The 16,998-nt window shown below is 66.6% G+C and carries 16 protein-coding genes; 9 read left to right on the top strand and 7 right to left on the bottom strand.

Annotated features, from left to right (window positions below):
* Positions 1-169 precede the first annotated feature (169 nt).
* Complete coding sequence (locus tag NF699_03250; GenBank protein ID USU06974.1) at positions 170-1,789, top strand: phosphoenolpyruvate carboxykinase; 1,620 nt, start codon at positions 170-172, stop codon at positions 1,787-1,789.
* A 198-nt stretch (positions 1,790-1,987) separates the two neighbouring features.
* On the opposite strand, the gene NF699_03245 is transcribed toward NF699_03250, so the two are convergent.
* From NF699_03245 to NF699_03235, 3 genes are read right to left on the bottom strand one after another with little or no spacing between them, the layout of a single operon-like run.
* The gene (locus NF699_03245) at positions 1,988-2,425 is read right to left on the bottom strand and encodes an acyl-CoA thioesterase (GenBank protein USU05730.1); all 438 of its coding nucleotides are present in this window, start codon (positions 2,423-2,425) and stop codon (positions 1,988-1,990) included.
* A 59-nt stretch (positions 2,426-2,484) separates the two neighbouring features.
* Positions 2,485-2,934, bottom strand: a complete 450-nt coding sequence (locus NF699_03240) for an NfeD family protein (GenBank protein USU05729.1) — start codon at positions 2,932-2,934, stop codon at positions 2,485-2,487.
* Positions 2,931-3,896 (bottom strand): SPFH/Band 7/PHB domain protein, encoded by a 966-nt coding sequence (locus NF699_03235; GenBank protein USU05728.1) that lies wholly within the window; start codon positions 3,894-3,896, stop codon positions 2,931-2,933. Before NF699_03235 ends, NF699_03240 begins: the two co-directional genes overlap by 4 nt.
* 77 nt (positions 3,897-3,973) lie before the next feature.
* On the opposite strand from NF699_03235, the gene NF699_03230 reads away from it, so the two are divergent.
* The 4 genes from NF699_03230 to NF699_03215 all read left to right on the top strand — a co-directional run bounded on the left by NF699_03230 (position 3,974) and on the right by NF699_03215 (position 8,088).
* On the top strand, positions 3,974-4,723 hold the full coding sequence (locus tag NF699_03230) for a hypothetical protein (protein USU05727.1): 750 nt from the start codon (positions 3,974-3,976) through the stop codon (positions 4,721-4,723).
* 62 nt (positions 4,724-4,785) lie between these two features.
* On the top strand, positions 4,786-6,243 hold the full coding sequence (gene guaB / locus NF699_03225; protein ID USU05726.1) for an IMP dehydrogenase: 1,458 nt from the start codon (positions 4,786-4,788) through the stop codon (positions 6,241-6,243).
* A gap of 127 nt (positions 6,244-6,370) precedes the next feature.
* The gene (locus NF699_03220; protein ID USU06973.1) at positions 6,371-7,540 is read left to right on the top strand and encodes an RsmB/NOP family class I SAM-dependent RNA methyltransferase; all 1,170 of its coding nucleotides are present in this window, start codon (positions 6,371-6,373) and stop codon (positions 7,538-7,540) included.
* Positions 7,541-7,572: 32 nt separating this feature from the next.
* Positions 7,573-8,088 (top strand): tetratricopeptide repeat protein, encoded by a 516-nt coding sequence (locus NF699_03215; protein ID USU05725.1) that lies wholly within the window; start codon positions 7,573-7,575, stop codon positions 8,086-8,088.
* 19 nt (positions 8,089-8,107) lie between these two features.
* On the opposite strand, the gene rsmA is transcribed toward NF699_03215, so the two are convergent.
* From rsmA to lptD, 4 genes are all read right to left on the bottom strand, one after another.
* Positions 8,108-8,953 carry a 16S rRNA (adenine(1518)-N(6)/adenine(1519)-N(6))-dimethyltransferase RsmA gene (gene rsmA / locus NF699_03210; GenBank protein ID USU05724.1) on the bottom strand — a complete coding sequence of 282 codons (846 nt, stop codon included), beginning with the start codon at positions 8,951-8,953 and terminating at the stop codon, positions 8,108-8,110.
* Positions 8,950-9,954, bottom strand: coding sequence for a 4-hydroxythreonine-4-phosphate dehydrogenase PdxA (gene pdxA, locus NF699_03205; protein ID USU05723.1), 1,005 nt, complete (start codon positions 9,952-9,954; stop codon positions 8,950-8,952). Before pdxA ends, rsmA begins: the two co-directional genes overlap by 4 nt.
* Positions 9,955-9,958: 4 nt before the next feature.
* Positions 9,959-11,320: a peptidylprolyl isomerase gene (locus NF699_03200; GenBank protein USU05722.1), complete on the bottom strand. Its 1,362-nt coding sequence runs from the start codon at positions 11,318-11,320 to the stop codon at positions 9,959-9,961.
* Between the two features lie 84 nt (positions 11,321-11,404).
* Positions 11,405-13,675: an LPS assembly protein LptD gene (gene lptD / locus NF699_03195; GenBank protein ID USU05721.1), complete on the bottom strand. Its 2,271-nt coding sequence runs from the start codon at positions 13,673-13,675 to the stop codon at positions 11,405-11,407.
* 154 nt (positions 13,676-13,829) lie between these two features.
* Here lptD and NF699_03190 point away from each other — a divergent pair, with 154 nt between their 5' ends.
* The 4 genes from NF699_03190 to NF699_03175 all read left to right on the top strand — a co-directional run bounded on the left by NF699_03190 (position 13,830) and on the right by NF699_03175 (position 16,973).
* Positions 13,830-15,302 (top strand): leucyl aminopeptidase, encoded by a 1,473-nt coding sequence (locus NF699_03190; protein ID USU05720.1) that lies wholly within the window; start codon positions 13,830-13,832, stop codon positions 15,300-15,302.
* Positions 15,303-15,345: 43 nt separating this feature from the next.
* The gene (locus NF699_03185; protein ID USU05719.1) at positions 15,346-15,786 is read left to right on the top strand and encodes a DNA polymerase III subunit chi; all 441 of its coding nucleotides are present in this window, start codon (positions 15,346-15,348) and stop codon (positions 15,784-15,786) included.
* Positions 15,787-16,029: 243 nt separating this feature from the next.
* Complete coding sequence (ndk, locus tag NF699_03180; GenBank protein ID USU06972.1) at positions 16,030-16,452, top strand: nucleoside-diphosphate kinase; 423 nt, start codon at positions 16,030-16,032, stop codon at positions 16,450-16,452.
* On the top strand, positions 16,452-16,973 hold the full coding sequence (locus NF699_03175; protein USU05718.1) for a GNAT family N-acetyltransferase: 522 nt from the start codon (positions 16,452-16,454) through the stop codon (positions 16,971-16,973). Before ndk ends, NF699_03175 begins: the two co-directional genes overlap by 1 nt.
* The last annotated feature ends 25 nt before the right edge of the window (positions 16,974-16,998 follow it).

Below are 16,998 nucleotides of genomic sequence, written 5' to 3'. Positions count from 1 at the left end.
GGTACGGCAAAGCGCGACCGCGCTCAACCACATGCCGCCGACCCGTGAACGGACGGACGACCGCGTGCCGTTTGACCGCCTGCCACGCGCCGCTTATGCGAAGCGCATAGACCAGCACGCGCACAGCCCCCTCCCCAGGATGCGCGCGCAGGTGGCGACGAATGGGAGGATGATTGTGAACGAGCGTATTCCGCACGCGGGCCTTGCCGCGCAGGGTATCGAGACCCGTGCCGATATTCATTGGAACCTGGTGACGGCGCGCCTGATCGAAACGTCGGTGGCACGCAGCGAAGGTCGGCTGAGTGCCGACGGCCCGCTGGTCGTCGAAACCGGACGCCACACCGGCCGCTCGGCGCAGGACAAGTTCATCGTACGCGACGCTGAGACGGAGACCAGCGTCTGGTGGGGCAAATCGAACAAGGGCATGACACCGGCCCATTTCGCAGCACTCAAGGCGGATTTCTTCGCCGCATTGCGTGAAAAGGAGCATTTGTTCGTTCAGGATCTGTACGGCGGATCGCAGCCCGAGAATCGCGTCCGCGTCCGCGTCGTCAACGAGCTCGCATGGCACAATCTTTTCATCCGCACGATGCTCGTCCGTCCGCAGGAGCATGAGCTGAAGCAGTTCGAAGCGGAATATACGATCATCGACCTGCCGAGCTTTCGCGCCGATCCGGCCCGGCACGGCACCCGCAGCGAAACGGTGATCGCGGTGAACTTCACCGACAAGCTGATCCTGATCGGCGGCACCAAATACGCCGGCGAAATGAAGAAGTCGGTGTTCGGTCTGCTCAACTATCTTCTGCCGACGAGCGGCGTGATGCCGATGCATTGCTCCGCGAACATGGGCGCCGACGGATCGACCGCGGTGTTCTTCGGGCTTTCCGGCACCGGCAAGACCACGCTGAGCGCCGATGCCAGCCGCACGCTGATCGGCGACGACGAGCATGGCTGGTCGGACACGGCCGTCTTCAATTTCGAGGGCGGCTGCTACGCCAAGATGATCCGCCTGTCGCGCGATGCCGAGCCGGAGATCTTCGCGACCACCAAGCGGTTCGGCACCGTGCTGGAAAACGTGGTGATGGATCCGATCACGCGTCAGCTCGACCTCGACGACAACAGCCTCGCCGAGAACAGTCGCGGGGCCTATCCGATCGATTTCATTCCGAACGCGTCCGCCGACAATATGGGCGGGGTACCGAAGAACATCGTGATGCTGACCGCGGACGCCTATGGCATCCTGCCACCGATCGCGAAGCTGACGCCGGATCAGGCGATGTACCATTTCCTGTCCGGCTATACCGCGCGGGTCGCCGGTACGGAGATCGGCGTCACCGAGCCGGATGCGACGTTTTCGACCTGCTTCGGGGCACCGTTCATGCCGCGGCACCCGTCGGTATACGGCAATCTGCTGAAAGAGCGGATCGCAAGGGGCGAAGTCGATTGCTGGCTGGTCAACACCGGCTGGACCGGCGGCAAATACGGGGTCGGCCATCGCATGCCGATCAAGGCGACCCGTGCCTTGCTCAACGCCGCGCTCGACGGCAGCCTGAAGGATGCCGAATTCCGGGTCGATCCCAACTTCGGTTTCGCCGTGCCGGTCGCGGTGCCGGGCGTCGACGCGACGATCCTCGACCCGCGCGGGACATGGGCGAACCCGGCGGAATATGACGCCGCCGCGGCCAAGCTGATCGATCTGTTCGTGGAAAACTTCGCGCAATTCGCCGAGCACGTCGACGAAGGCGTTCGCCAGTCCGCTCCTCGCGTGAAAGCACCGGAACCCGCCTGACCGATTTTTTTTGGGGGGGGGTGGCTATCGAAGGCTCGCCCCTTTACCCCCGGATCGGATCCGGGGGCCACGCCCTCACCACGAGCAGACAAGGCGCTTCGGCTATTCGCTATGCCGCCTCGTGAACACCGGACCAGGTCCGGGGTAACGGTGTGTTCGAGGCGATACTCCTGCCGCTTTCGCCGCGCTCCGAGCGACCTAGCGTTCGACGAGCCCTGTCGCGGGCATCGGCCCATCGCCGCGCTGAAAGAATTGTTCGACGATGTCGCGCGCCAGCCGGGCAGGCTTCAGCGTTTCTGCGTCGAGGCAGCACCAGCTCGACTTTACCTCGGCAAGTACGTCTTCGCCGCGGCGGATCACCGTTTCGTAGAAGGCGCGTGCGCCCTGAACCTTTTCGAGCAGCACGGTGGCGATCACGTCGTCGCCGAGAAAGGTCGGCTTGCGATAGGTGATCTCGTGCTTCAGCGCGACCCAGAGGTGCGCGGCCACCGCTTCGGCCGGTGCCAGCTTCTGCCAATGGCTGACGACCGCATCCTGCACCCACTTCAGATAGCTCGCGTTGTTGACGTGGCCCATGAAGTCGATGTCGGTCGGATCGATGCCGATCGGGTAAAGGTGGGGAATGCTCTGCGTCACCCGTCTTATATAGCAGATCAGTGGTGAACTGACAGCTACCAAGCGGCGGGCGCGACGAATTAAACGTCGAGCGGCTCGACGATGACGAGGCCGCCGCGCACCTCGGCGATACGGACGCGCGTGCCGGCCGCGGCGGGGGTGCCGCGCGCGGGCCACGAACCGTCGCCGATGTGGACGCGGCCGCCGTCGGCGTCGATCGGCACCTCTACCACCACCGTCTGGCCGATCATCCGCGCGGCACGATCGTTCAGTTGCGGATCGCTGCTGGCGACCGGGAAATCCACGTACCAGCGCTTGCCGATCAGCACCGTGACCACGCTCCAGACCGCGAAGGCGGCGATCTGCGCCTCTAGCGGCAGCGGCAGCGCGAGGGTGGCGACGCCGACGATTCCCGCGGCGATCGCGAGGAAGATCGCGAAGACGCCGGGGATGAGCAATTCGGCGAGCCCGAGCAGCAGCGCGGCGATCAGCCATGCACCGCCGGCGCCGCCGATCGAATCGAGGGTCATTGCCTGGGCAGTTCGAACGGCCCGCGCTTCGGTTCGGGTTTGGGCGATGCCTGGGTGGACGAAAGCGCTTCCTTGGCGAGTTCGCCGATCCCGCCGAGCGTCCCCATCAGCTGCGTCGCTTCGACCGGGAACAGGATCGTCTTGGCATTGGGGCTGGTGGCGAATTTGCCGATCGCCTCGACGTATTTCTGGGCGACGAAATAGTTGATCGCCTGCGTGCCGCCCTGTTCGATCGCCTCGGAGACGACGCGGGTCGCCTTGGCCTCCGCCTCGGCGGCGCGTTCGCGGGCCTCGGAGTCCCGGTAGGCCGATTCCTTGCGGCCTTCCGATTCGAGGATGCGGGCCTGTTTCTGGCCCTCGGCGCGGAGGATTTCCGAGGCGCGGGTGCCTTCGGCTTCGAGGATGTTCGCGCGCTTTTCGCGTTCGGCCTTCATCTGGCGACCCATCGCGGTGACGATATCGGCGGGCGGGCGGATGTCCTTGATCTCGACGCGGGTGATCTTGACGCCCCATGGCACCGTCGCGTGATCGACCACGGACAGCAGGCGCGCGTTGATCTCGTCGCGCTTCGACAGCGTCTCGTCGAGGTCCATCGAACCCATCACCGTGCGCAGGTTGGTCGTCGTCAGCTGGAGCAGCGCGACGTACAGGTCCGACACCTCATAGGCCGCCTTTGGCGCATCGAGCACCTGAAAGAAGACGACGCCGTCGGTCGAGACGATCGCATTGTCCTTGGTGATGATCTCCTGACCGGGGATCTCGATCACCTGCTCCATCATGTTCACCTTGCGACCGACGCGATAGAAAAAGGCGGGGTAGAAGTTGAAGCCGGGGCTGGCGGTGTTGGTGTAGCGGCCGAAATGTTCGATCGTATATTGATAGCCCTGGCGGACGATCTTGATGCTGGTGAAGAGATAGAAGAGCACGAGGACCAGTGCGAACGCGGCGATCGATAAACCCATGACATCCCTCCCGGCGGTGCGACTCCCGCGCGCCGTGGCGCGTTGATAGCACAGTCGCGAGCTCTACAAAGGTCACCATGCAGCGTATCCTCTTCGGCAACCATCCGACGCAGATGCCGGCGATCGCGCGGTACATCGACCACGCGCGGTACGAGGCGAGCTTCGCGCCGCTGGATGCGGTGGATGTCGCGCGGTTCGATCTGGTCGTTCCGCTGCGGGTCGACCAGATCGAGGCGGCGCGGCCAGCGGTGGCGCGGGGGCGGGCGGTGCTGCCGACGCCCGAGCTGGTGGCGCTGTGCGACGACAAGCTGGCGCTGAACCTCTGGCTGATCGAGCGGGGCTTCGGCGACGTGGTGCCGGAGCTGCTGGGGGTGGAACCGGGCGTCTATCCGTACATCCGCAAGACGCGGCGGGGGGATTTCGGGATCGGGTGCCGGATGATCCGCGGTCCCGGCGAGGACGACGGGAGCGACGATCCCGACGTGTTCCGCCAGCGCGCGGTTCCGGGGGCGCACGAATACGTCCTGCACCTGCTGCGGATCGGCGGGCGTATCCGCTTCCATGTCGGCTATCGCTACGACATGGGGCAGCCGCTGGGGGTGCGCGGGGAGGTCGATCGGCCGGCGAGCATCGAGCCGGTCGATCCGGGCGATGTGCTTGGCGCGTGCGCCGATATCCTCGACGTCATGGGATATGAGGGGACGTGCTGCTTCAACTACAAGCTGGAGGATGGTGCGCTGCGCCTGTTGGAGGTGAACCCGCGGTTCGGCGGGTCGCTGGTCGGCGTCGTCACCGATTACGTGAGCGCCCATCTCGCCGCCCTCTAGCGCGAATGCCGCACTGCGGTTACATGGCCCGCCACTTCTCCCCTCCCGCGAGGAACGGCATCTTGAACATCCGGCTCGGCCTCACCTTCGACGACGTGCTGCTCGTACCGGCTGAGTCGGACATCCTGCCGAGCACCGCCGACACGCGGACGCAGTTGACGCGCGGCATCGCGCTCAACATCCCGATCCTTTCGTCGGCGATGGACACGGTGACCGAGGCGGACATGGCGATCGTCATGGCGCAGCTCGGTGGCATCGGCGTGCTCCACCGCAACCTGTCGATCGAGGAACAGGTGGCGGCGGTGCGACAGGTCAAGCGGTTCGAATCGGGGATGGTGGTCAACCCGATCACGATCGCGCCGACCGCGACGCTGGCCGAGGCGCAGGCGCTGATGGCGCATCACAAGATCAGCGGCATCCCGGTGGTGGAGCGCGACGGCAAGCTGGTCGGCATCCTCACCAACCGCGACGTGCGCTTTGCGGGCAATCCGAAGCAGCCGGTCGCCGAGCTGATGACGCACGAGAACCTCGCCACCGTCACCACCGACGTCGGGCAGGAGGAAGCGCGCGTGCTGCTGCACCAGCGGCGGATCGAGAAGCTGCTGGTGGTGGACGAGGCGTATCGCTGCGTCGGGCTGATCACGGTGAAGGATATCGAGAAGGCGGTGACCTATCCGACCGCTACCAAGGATGCGGCGGGACGGCTGCGGGTCGCGTCGGCGACGACGGTCGGCGACAAGGGGTTCGAGCGGACCGAGGCGCTGGTCGACGCGGAATGCGACCTGATCGTGATCGACACGGCGCACGGCCACAATCGCGACGTCGCGCGCGCGGTCGAGCGGGTGAAGAAGCTCAGCAATTCGGTGCAGGTGGTGGCGGGCAACGTCGCGACCGGCGCGGCGACGCGTGCGCTGATCGATGCGGGCGCTGACGGGATCAAGGTCGGCATCGGGCCGGGGTCGATCTGCACCACGCGCGTCGTCGCGGGCGTCGGCGTGCCGCAGCTGACCGCGGTGATGGATTGCGCGGAGGCAGCCGCCAAGCATGGCGTGCCGATCATTGCCGATGGCGGGCTGCGTACGTCGGGCGACCTCGCCAAGGCGTTGGCGGCGGGGGCATCGACGTGCATGGTCGGATCGCTGCTCGCCGGCACCGAAGAGGCGCCGGGCGAGACGTTCCTGTACCAGGGGCGGGCGTACAAGTCGTATCGCGGGATGGGATCGGTCGGCGCGATGGGGCGCGGATCCGCGGATCGGTATTTCCAGGGCGATATCAAGGACCAGATGAAGCTGGTGCCGGAGGGTATCGAGGGGCAGGTCGCCTATAAGGGACCGGCCCGGGACGTGATCCACCAGCTCGTCGGCGGCATCAAGGCGGCGATGGGCTATACCGGATCGGCGACGATCCCCGATCTCCAAAAGCGGGCCGAGTACGTCCAGATCACCGGTGCGGGGCTGAAGGAAAGCCACGTGCACGACGTGACGATCACGCGGGAAGCGCCGAATTATCCGACGCGCTGATCCGGACACGCGCTGCCGCCTTGCGTCCGTGCATGCCGGGCCAGTCGAAGCCCATTGAGCCTCACGCCCTGCGAAGCGCCCGGGGCGAACGATCGAATTGGATCAACTGCATGTCGTCGTCCGCCCAGTGACCCCCGCCGCCCGCACACAGGCCGCCATCGAATTACTCGATGAGGTGATCGCCGCCGCACGGGGCGGCGGTGCCGCAGCGGATACCCTGATATCCCGCTATTTCGCCACGCGCCGCTATGCCGGGTCGAAGGATCGCCGCGCGGTGCGCGAGCTGGTCTACGCTGCGATCCGACGAGCCGGCGAGGTGCCGGCATCGGGTCGCGCGGCGATGCTGGCAGTTGCGATCGATGATGAGGCCGTCGCAGTGACGTTCGATGGCTCGACGCACGGACCGGCGCCGATCGACGCTGGCGAACAGGCGGCGGCGAGCGGGGTCATGCCGGGCTGGCTGGCCGATGCACTGGCGGAATCCGGCGTATCGACGCAGCAGCAGGCGGCGTTGATCGCGCGCGCGCCGCTGGATGTGCGGATCAATCGGCTGACCGCGGATGCGGCGGCCATCGATCAGCTTGGCGGTGAGCCGATCGCCGGACTGCCGGATGCGATGCGGCTGCCCAGCGGGACGAACGTCGATGCGCTGGGCGGTCGGATCGAGGTGCAGGATGCCGGTAGCCAGATCGTCAGTCTGGCGGCGCGTGCGCAGCCCGGGCAGGCGGTGGTGGACCTGTGCGCGGGTGGCGGCGGCAAGACGCTGGCGCTCGCCGCGGCGATGGCGAACGAAGGACGCATACTGGCGACCGATATCGATCGCGGGCGGCTGTCGCGATTGGCTCCGCGGGCCGCGAAGGCGGGCGTGACGATCGTCGAAACCCGGTTGCTCGATCCGAACCGGGAGGTCGAGGCGCTGACCGATTGGTCCGATACCGCGGATTGCGTGCTGATCGATGCGCCGTGTTCGGGCACTGGCACGTGGCGACGCAACCCCGAGGCACGCTGGCGGCTGACGCCGGACCGGCTCGGCAAATTTGCCAGCCAGCAGCGGCATGTGATGGAGGTCGGCGCGAGCCTCGTCCGGCCGGGCGGCGCGCTGGTCTATATCGTCTGTTCGCTGCTCGACGCCGAGGGTGCAGGGCAGGTCGAGGCATTCCTCGACGATCATCCGGGATGGTCTGCCGAGCCGCTCGATCTTCCGGCAGGCGCAGCACGTGGGCAGGGACTGCGGCTCGATCCGGCGAGCGACAACACCGACGGCTTTTTTGTCGCACGGCTGGTCCGCCCCTGCTAATCTCGGGCACAATGCCCCGAGTGGAGACCTTCATGCGCGTTACGTCCGTCGCCCTTGCCGCTGCGCTGACCCTGGTATGCGTCTCGACATCGCTGAGCGGCCAGCGCCCCGACGACCAGATCGACGCGCGTTCGCTGCAATTGCTGGCCGAGGGTCGTGCGGCGCGCACCGCCGGCAATCTCGACGGGGCGACCGACCTGATCGAAACCGCGCTGGCAGTCGATCCGCGCAATCGTCAGGCGTTCATCGTCCTCGCGGAAGTCGCTGAAACGCGGGGCCTGCCGGGCAAGGCGATCCGCCTGTACCGCGAGGCGCTGACGCTGGAGCCGAACGACATCGCCGCGTTACGCGGGCAGGGCGAGGCGCTGGTGGCCAAGGGGGCGGTAGCGGTTGCGCGGGGCAACCTCGCCAAGATCAAAACCCTGTGCAAGGGCGCCTGCCCGGAGGCGAACCAGCTGGCCGCGGTGATCGCCAAGGGACCTCCGCTGACGACGGCGCAGGTCGAAACCAAAGCGCCGGAGGCCAAGCCGGTCGCCGCTCAGAACTGATGGCGGCTGCTCTCCTTCCCTAGAGGGAGGGGCGTGATACTTCCCTCGCCAGATCGACGAACTCCGCCACGCTGACCGTTTCGGCGCGCCTGGTCGCTTTGACCCCGATCCGCTCCAGCGCATCGAGAGCCCCGGGAACGCCCTTCAGACTTTGGCGAAGCATCTTGCGGCGTTGACCGAAGGCGGCGGCGGTGAGGCGTTCCAGCACCTTCACGTCCACGCCGGCCGGTGCCTCCACGGGTACGAGGTGGACGACGGCGGACATCACCTTCGGCGGCGGGGTGAAGGCGGAACGGTGGACCGGCATCGCAATGCGGGCGGACGAACGCCACTGGCTGAGGACGGCAAGCCGGCCATAGGCGTCGTCGTTCGCGGCAGCGACGATGCGGTCGGCAACCTCTTTCTGGAACATCAAGGTGCAGGATTGCCACCACGGCTGCCACGCCGCGGTGAGCCAGCCGACGAGCAGGGCGGTGCCGACATTGTAGGGCAGGTTCGAAACGATGTGCGGCCGCCCTTCAAACAGCGACGGCGCATCCACGTCCAGCGCATCCCCCTCGATCACGCGGAGCTTTCCCGGCCAGGCTTCGCCGAGTTCGGCAAGCGCGGGGATGCAGCGGCGGTCGCGTTCGATCGCGGTAACCCGCGCACCGGCGGCCAGCAGCGCCCGTGTCAGGCCGCCCGGTCCCGGACCGACCTCCAGCACCTCGGCATCCCGCAGATCGCCGGGCACCGCAGCGATGCGCGCGAGCAGCTGTCCATCGAACAGGAAGTTCTGGCCCAGCGCCTTGCTGGCGTTGAGGCCATATTTGGCGATCACCTCGCGCAGCGGCGGCAGCTTGCCGCCCACAGGTGCCTCGCTCATGCCGCTGCGCGGCGATCCGCCGCCTGTCCTGCCATGGCGATGGCGGCGATCATCGCGCCGGGATGCGCCTGATCGCGGCCGGCGATGCCGAACGCGGTGCCATGATCGGGGGACGTCCGCACGATCGGCAGACCGAGCGTCACGTTGACGCCTTCGTCGAAATGCAGCGTCTTGATCGGCACCAGCGCCTGATCGTGATAGCAGCACAGCACGACATCATAGCCGGTGCGAGCGCGGGCGTGGAACAGCGTATCGGCAGCGAAGGGTCCGGTGGCGTCGATGCCCTCGGCCCGCAGCCGGGCGATCGCGGGTGTGAGCAGGTCAATCTCTTCACGACCGATCGCGCCGCCTTCCCCGGCATGCGGGTTGATCCCGGCAAAGGCGAGCCGCGGTGTGGCGATGCCGAAGTCGCGGGTCAGCCCGGCCGCAGCCGCCCGACCCTTTGCGACAATCAGATCCACCGACAGCAGCGAGGTCACCTGCGCCAGCGGCACATGAACCGTGATCGGCACGACCCGCAGCGAAGGCCCGGCGAGCATCATCACCGCATCGTCGCCGGCGACGCCGCAGCGTTCGGCAACGAATTCGGTCTGGCCGGGATGATTGAAGCCGATGCCGTAAAGCTGCGCCTTCGACACGGGGCCGGTCACCAGCGCGCGGGCATCGGCATTGCGGACGAGCGCGATCGAGCGCTCCAGCGCCTCGAACGCCGCACGGGCACCGGCGATGCTCGGCTCGCCCGGCGTTACCGGTCCGGCATCGGCGACGGCCAGCACCGGCAGCGCCCGATCGAATACCGCCGGTGCATCATCGATCGTGTCGATCGCCTCCACCGGACCGCTCCACACACGCGCGATCGCCGCCGGATCGCCGATCGCGGCGAACGGAGGCAGGCTACGCAGCGAACGCACCGCCCAGCTTTTCCCGATGATCTCCGGCCCGACCCCGGCGGGATCGCCCATCGCGATGGCGAGGGGGGCCGCAGAGGGAGCGGACTTCATCATGTCAGCGATACTCGATCACCGCATCGCGTCGCAGATCGCGCAGCTTGCTTTGCGCACGCAGGTTTACGCGTTGCTGTTCGAGCTGTCCCTGAATCTGCGCTGCACCCGGTACGACGGACTGCTGCGGATCGTCGCGACCGCATAGAACGAGGGCGCGAACACCTTCGGCGGGTGAACCGAACGGGGGCGTCGCCTGCCCGACCTGAAGCTTGACCATGATGTCCTGCAACGGCGCGGGCAGGTCGCGAATACGGATCGAATCGTTGTCGACCACCTCGGCGTTGATCGTCGCCGCGACCTTTTCGACCGTGCCGCAACCCTGGATCGACTGCACCGTCTTGGCGAAAACAGCGGCGCGCGACTGGGCCTGCGCCTGCGTCGTGCCGGCCGGGAACGAGACGGTCAGCTGCTTCAGGCTCAGCTTGGCGTCGCGCGGGTCCGCCGCGCCGATCGTGCGCTTGTCGGTGAGGTACAGGATCGAGAAGCCGCCCGGCGTCTCGACCGGCCCTGCGACCTGACCGACCTGCATCTGCTGCGTCGCATCGGCCAGCGACTGCGGCAGCGTCACGAGGCGAATCCAGCCCAGATCGCCACCGACGCCCTTGGTCGACGCTTCGGAATAGTTGCGTGCGAACAGCTCGAACGGCTGCTGCGCCTTCTGGATTTCGGCGATGATCTGCTTGGCCTTGGCGAACACCTCGGCACGGTTGCCGTCGTTCGCGCTCAGATAGATTTCGCGGAGATTGTATTCCTCGGTGCCGCGCGATGCCTCGATACGCTTGCGAATCGCCTCGACCTCTTCGTCACCGACGTTGACGAACGGTTCGATCTTGCGACGCAGATAGCGGTTCCACGCCAGTTCGCCCTCAATCGCCCGGCGCAACGAGCGTTCGGACGATCCCGCCTTGCGCAGTGCCTCGCGAAACTGCGGCTGGGTCATGTTGAACCGCTTCGCCAGACCCGCCTCGCTCTGGTCGAGTTCCGCCGCGGTCACGGTGACCTCGGACGTTTTCGCTTCCTGGATCTGGAGCGTTTCATCGATCAGCTGGCGCAGGATCTGCAGCTTGAATTCGTCGACCTGTTCGGGCGCGGGGCCGCGGCCACCGTTGTTGAAGACGGTGAGCGCCAGTCGCTGGTCGACGTCGGTACCGGTGATGACCGTGTCGTTGACGATCGCGGTCGGCTTGCGGACGTTGGGATCCAGCTTGCCGAAGATCTGCAGATTGGCCGGGATGTTGAGGTTCGTTTCCGGCACCTGGCTGTCCTGCACCGTCTGCGCGACCGCGCCGGTGCCTAACGCCGCCAGCGCGACCCAACCCAAGGTGCGGCCGATCCGCGCGGCCCGTCGATTGTTGTGCGTCACGTTGTTCCGTTACCCCAAAGCTCGGCTGCGCACGACGGCGCAACTCCTTGTCCCGGTCTTGCCCCGATCCAGCTGAACTGCGGCTTAGCGGCCGAGATTGGTCAACGCCAGCGTCAACAGGAAGCTGTTGCCGGAGCGGGCGTCGCCGGTATCCTGATAATCGCGTCGCCATGTCGCGCCCAGACGCAGACAATCGTCCTCATATTGCACGCCAAGCCGATGACGAATGGGGTCGAAGCCGTCCGAGAACGACTGCGGGTCTTCGCGCCGGTCGGTCAGGTCGACGATGGCGGACCCGAATACGGACCAGAACCGCGCGAATTGCACGCGGCCGGCGACGCGTGCTTCCTCGCGGTCCTGCAAATCCTCGATCGCGGGCACGATATTGCGGTTGAGCCGCAGGTATCCGGCCAGCACGTAGGTCGATCGCGATCCGATCGTCGCATCGACCTCGTTACGCCGAACCGCGAAACCATCCTTGTCGAGGCGATAGCGGTGCGTGAACGACACGAAATCGCGGACACGCACGGTCGTGCGGCCGACGTAATCCGAGAAACGGTCGCTCAGGCCGGTGCCGTCCGGCAGGATCGTCGGTCGCGTCGACAAGCGATAGCTCTGCCCGATCACCGTATTGACGGTGATGCCCGGCAACGCGACGGCCCATTCGGCGCCATAGGTGGCGCGGCTGCTGTCCTCGAAGCGATCGTAGCCGGCGAAGCGATTGAGCGCGAACAGGTTCGAATCCTCCAGATCGACGGCGCGCGCATCCTCGTTCGGCACGTCGAGGTTCGCGACCTTCGGGGATGCGACGATCTGCAGCCGAGGGGTCAGCCGCTGCGTCCCGCCGAGGAATTCGCCCACGAACGGCCATTTGACGTCGACCGCCAGCGCGCCGATCGCACGGGTCTGGAACCCGTCGACGCCGCGATAACTCACGACGTTCGTCAGCAGCGAATCATTGGTGTTGTAGGCGTCGGCGCGGGCGTAGGCGGTCAGCGTCACCTCCTGACCCCAGTTGGTCAGCCTGCGCAGATCCCATTGCCCGGCGACGAAGGCACGCTGCGTATCCTGCCCTTGCGTCCGGGTGATCGCCAGCGTGTTGGCCTGCAATTGCAGCTTGCCGCCACCGAGGTCGATCCGCTTGCGGAAGTCCAGCTCGGGCAAGGCGATCGGCTGCGACCCTTGCGGGTCGTTGACCCGCAGCGTCTGCACGTACCAGCCGGTCAGCGCAAAATAGGTGTTCGGGTCGATCCGCTCCAGCGATGCCGTGGTTCGCAGCCGGTCGTCGCGCGATATGTCATACCGGCGCAGGAACGTGCGATCGGTGGTCAGCCGCGCCGACCCCGCAATGCTCCAGTACGGCGACAGCTGATACCGGGCGACGCCATCCAGATAGCCGCGGAACGCCCGTTTCGTATCGGTCGGCGTGCTGGTGTTGAGATCGTCGCTGCGGCGGCTTTCGGTCGCATAGGCCGTGACGCGGAAGGCGCCATGCGTCCCCAGCGCATCATATTGCGCCTGCATCATCGGCAGGACTTCGGTGAAGACGTGCGGCGTCAGTATCAGCCCCTTGTTGGGGGCGAGACGGAAATAATAGGGGGTGACGAACTCGAGCCCGTTGACGCGATCGAGCTGAAAATCGGGCGTCAGGAACCCGCTTTCCGATCCGCCACCGACCGGCATCGAGAAGGCTGGCAGCGGCAGGGCGGGCAGGCCGAACAGGTGGAAGCGACCACCGCCGAAGAACACGCGCTCGCGATCCGGCCGGTATGTGATGCGGATCGCCGTGATCTTCCACGACGGCTCCTTCGGACATCCCTCGGACGTGGTGACCGCGCAGGGCGTGTAGGCGGCCTTGTCGAGCTGCATCGTTCCGTCGGGCAGCCGCGTACCCCGTGCCGCCGCCATGCGGCCGCCCTGTTCGAGGACGACGAGCATATTGTCGACCATACCGTCCTTCAGCGAATCGGTCAGCTCGATCGAATCGCCATAGGCGATGTCGCCCTGCGGATTGGTGATCGCGATGTTGCCGGTGGCGACGACCTTGCCGGTCTTGCGGTTCCACACGACCCGGTCCGCGCGCAGGCGATCGCCCTGCCGGAACATCCGGACCTCGGTCAGGGCCGTGACGACGTCGGAGTTGGTGTCGTATTCGAGGCTGCCCGCGCTGAACTGCACCTGGTCGTCAGCGGCGGGTGCGGTGATCGCCGGATCGCTGGCCGGAGGCGGCGCGACGCCGCGGTCCTGCAGATCCTGCGGCGATGGCGCGATCGCCGGCGTGGCGGTCGCCGCCGCCGGAGCGGTGGCGAGAGCCGCGGCTAGGGCACAACCGGCGAGAAGGTCGAAACGCAACACGATGATCCGGACACCCTTTGGCGTGACCGGCGCCGCCCTGAACGACGCCTCGCCCGTGCCTATCGCATCACCGGGGCATCGCTGCAATCGTTGTGCTTCCCGCTCGCCGACCCTAGATCAAGCGCCTGTTTTCAGTGCCAGGAAGTTGCCTTTCATGCAGATCGCGTTTTCCCCCACCGTCGCTGCCGCCCCCGCGATCCTCGCGCTGCCGGTGGAAAAGGATATCGCCGGACGCGCCGGTTGGCCGGGCCTCGGCGACGGGCATCAGGTCATCGCCAGCGCGGCGGCGGCGGCGGCGCGCTTCGAGGGCGAGGCAGGCGCGATCGTCGACCTGTTCCTGGCGGAGGGCGATGCGACCCGTCGCGTGCTGTTGCTGGGCGTCGGCGCGGGTGGCGAGGCGGACTGGGAAAAGGCGGGCGGTGCGCTCGTCGCGAAGCTGCTGACCTCCGGCGCGACCGACGTGACGGTCGACCTGTCCGCAGCCGCGCCCACGGCCAAGGCTGCCGCGCGCTTCGCCGGCGCCGCCGCGCAGCGTGCTTGGCGCTACGATCATTATCGCACGCGGCTGAAGGACAAGCAGAAGCCGACACTCGCCACGCTCACGGTCGCGGGTGCGCCGGACGGTACGGACGCCGCATGGGCGGCACAGGATGCTCTGACGAAGGGGCTCGAACTCACCCGTAACCTGGTCGCTGCGCCGCCGAACATCCTGTATCCTGAAAGCTTCGTCGAGCAGGTCCGCAAGGACGTCGAGGGACTTGGGCTCGAGATCATCGTCGTCGACGAGGCGGAGATGGCGGAGCACGGCATGGGCGCGCTGCTCGGCGTCAGCCAGGGTTCGGTGCGCGAGGCCCGCATCCTTGCGTTGAAGTGGAACGGCGCAGGGGAAGGCGACCCCTCGCTGGCGCTGGTCGGCAAGGGCGTCACCTTCGACAGCGGCGGCATCTCGCTGAAGCCGGGTGCCGGCATGGAAGACATGAAGTGGGATATGGGCGGCGCGGGTGCCGTCGCCGGCACGATGAAGGCACTCGCCGCGCGCAAGGCGAAGATCAACGTCGTCGGTGTAATGGGTCTGGTCGAGAACATGCCGGACGCGAACGCGCAGCGGCCCGGTGACGTGGTGACGTCGATGTCGGGCCAGACCATCGAGATCCTCAATACCGATGCCGAGGGGCGACTGGTGCTGGCCGATGCCATCACGTGGACGCAGAAGACGTTCCGGCCGAAGACGATCATCGATCTCGCCACGCTGACGGGTGCGATGATCGTCAGCCTCGGCAACGAATATGGCGGATTGTTCGCGAACGACGATGCGCTGGCGGACAAGCTGCTGGCCGCCGGCATCGCGACCGGCGACAAGCTGTGGCGCTTCCCGCTGTCGGACACATACGACAAGCTGATCGATTCGCCGATCGCCGACATGAAGAACGTCGGGCCGCGCGGCGCAGGATCGATCACCGCGGCGCAGTTCATCCAGCGTTACGTCGACAGCGGGGTGCAATGGGCCCACCTCGACATCGCCGGCATGGTGTGGAGCGACAAGCCCGGCACGACCTATGACAAGGGCGCGACGGGCTATGGCGTCAAGCTGCTCGACCGGGTGATCGCCGACAATTTCGAACGCTGAGCGAACACTGGAGCGGGTGGCGCGTGTGGGATAGGATCTGGCGATGCAGGTCGATTTCTATCATCTCACCGCCACCCCGCTCGACCGCGCCCTGCCGCAGATCGCGGCGAAGGTCGTGGAATCGGGCGCCCGCCTGCTGATCGTCAGCGCCCGAGACGACCAGCGCGCGGACCTCGACCGGCTGCTGTGGACGTATCGCGCCGACAGCTTCCTGCCGCATGGCCAGATCGGCATGGGCGACGACACGCTGCAGCCGATCCTGATCGCGGCCGACGTGAACGCGGCGAATGCGGCTCGCCATATCGCCCTCGTCGATGGCGAATGGCGGGATGACGCGCTCGATTTCGACCGGGCATTTCATTTCTTCGAGGACGCTCACATCCAGCCGGCTCGCAAGGCGTGGCGCGATTTGAACGGACGCGAGGGTGTCGAGCGGCGTTACTGGAAGCAGAACGACGCCGGCCGCTGGGAACAGGCGGCGTGACCTCGCGCGCCTGACCCGTCATCCCGGCGAACGCCGGGACCCCATGGATGCACAGGTTGCGAGGTTGAGCGTCATCGCTGCCTGATTGCTTCCCATTGATCCCTCCGTTCGCCGGGATGACGGCGGGGGCGGACGGTGCGCCGCGGGCCGCCACCATCCGAACCGGTTGCAAACCGGACCACCCCCGACTAGGGCGGCGCCACTTCGAGAATTGCAACAAAACCACAGGAGCCCGTGACCATCATGGCCGCGAACCGTACCTTTTCGATCATCAAACCCGATGCCACCCGCCGCAACCTGACCGGTGCGGTCACCAAGATGCTCGAGGAAGCCGGCCTGCGCGTCGTCGCCTCCAAGCGCATCCAGATGACCCGTGAGCAGGCCGAGGGCTTCTACGACGTGCACCGCGAGCGTCCGTTCTTCAACGACCTCGTCACGTTCATGATCTCCGGTCCGGTCGTCGTGCAGGTGCTGGAAGGCGAGAACGCGATGCAGCGTAATCGCGAGATCATGGGCGCGACCAACCCGGCGAACGCCGAGCCCGGCACGATCCGCAAGGAGCTGGCCGAATCGATCGAGGCGAACACCGTGCACGGTTCGGATTCGGACGAGAATGCCGAGATCGAGATCGCCTATTTCTTCCAGCCGAACGAAATCGTCGGCTGATGACGCGGTGGCGGCTGCGGCGTGCGTCCAGCGAGGATGCGCCCGCGGTCGCGCTGGTCGCGGGTGCGAGTTTCCTCGGCACCTTCGCCGGCATATTGGACGGCGCGGACATCGTCGCGCACGTCATGAGGAACAGCTCGGCCGGGAAATTCGCCGCCTGGAGCGATGCCCCTGACAGCATCGTCACGATCGCCGAGCATCCCGACGGCGGCGCGCCGGTCGGCTACACGCTGATGACCATGCCCGATTTCCCGATCGCGACGGGCAGGGACGATATCGAACTCCGCCGCATCTACACGCTCACGATCGCGCAAGGCACAGGCCTCGGCACCCGGTTGATGACGCAGGCGATCGATGACGCGCGCGCGCTCGGCAAGACGCGGCTGCTGCTCGGCGTTCTCGGGAGGAATACGCATGCGAGGCGGTTCTACGAACGGCGCGGCTTCACAGTCGCGGGACGGCGTCAGTATCAGGTCGGTAATATGCTGTGCGACGACGTCATCTACGCCATGTCGATCTGAAGATCGGGGGCGACGCCGTATCTGA

The organism is Sphingomonadaceae bacterium OTU29LAMAA1 (genome assembly GCA_024072375.1).
Classification (GTDB): Bacteria; Pseudomonadota; Alphaproteobacteria; order Sphingomonadales; family Sphingomonadaceae; genus Sphingomonas.
This window is presented reverse-complemented; position numbering and strand designations above follow the sequence as displayed.

What these genes read in the sequence shown, in the direction of transcription:
- NF699_03250 (USU06974.1), top strand. Translation starts at nt 170, where the DNA reads ATGATTGTGAACGAGCGTATTCCGCACGCGGGCCTTGCCGCGCAGGGT.
- NF699_03240 (USU05729.1), bottom strand. Translation starts at nt 2,934, where the DNA reads ATGACCCTCGATTCGATCGGCGGCGCCGGCGGTGCATGGCTGATCGCC.
- NF699_03235 (USU05728.1), bottom strand. Translation starts at nt 3,896, where the DNA reads ATGGGTTTATCGATCGCCGCGTTCGCACTGGTCCTCGTGCTCTTCTAT.
- NF699_03230 (USU05727.1), top strand. Translation starts at nt 3,974, where the DNA reads ATGCAGCGTATCCTCTTCGGCAACCATCCGACGCAGATGCCGGCGATC.
- NF699_03215 (USU05725.1), top strand. Translation starts at nt 7,573, where the DNA reads ATGCGCGTTACGTCCGTCGCCCTTGCCGCTGCGCTGACCCTGGTATGC.
- rsmA (USU05724.1), bottom strand. Translation starts at nt 8,953, where the DNA reads ATGAGCGAGGCACCTGTGGGCGGCAAGCTGCCGCCGCTGCGCGAGGTG.
- pdxA (USU05723.1), bottom strand. Translation starts at nt 9,954, where the DNA reads ATGAAGTCCGCTCCCTCTGCGGCCCCCCTCGCCATCGCGATGGGCGAT.
- NF699_03190 (USU05720.1), top strand. Translation starts at nt 13,830, where the DNA reads ATGCAGATCGCGTTTTCCCCCACCGTCGCTGCCGCCCCCGCGATCCTC.
- NF699_03185 (USU05719.1), top strand. Translation starts at nt 15,346, where the DNA reads ATGCAGGTCGATTTCTATCATCTCACCGCCACCCCGCTCGACCGCGCC.
- ndk (USU06972.1), top strand. Translation starts at nt 16,030, where the DNA reads ATGGCCGCGAACCGTACCTTTTCGATCATCAAACCCGATGCCACCCGC.
- NF699_03175 (USU05718.1), top strand. Translation starts at nt 16,452, where the DNA reads ATGACGCGGTGGCGGCTGCGGCGTGCGTCCAGCGAGGATGCGCCCGCG.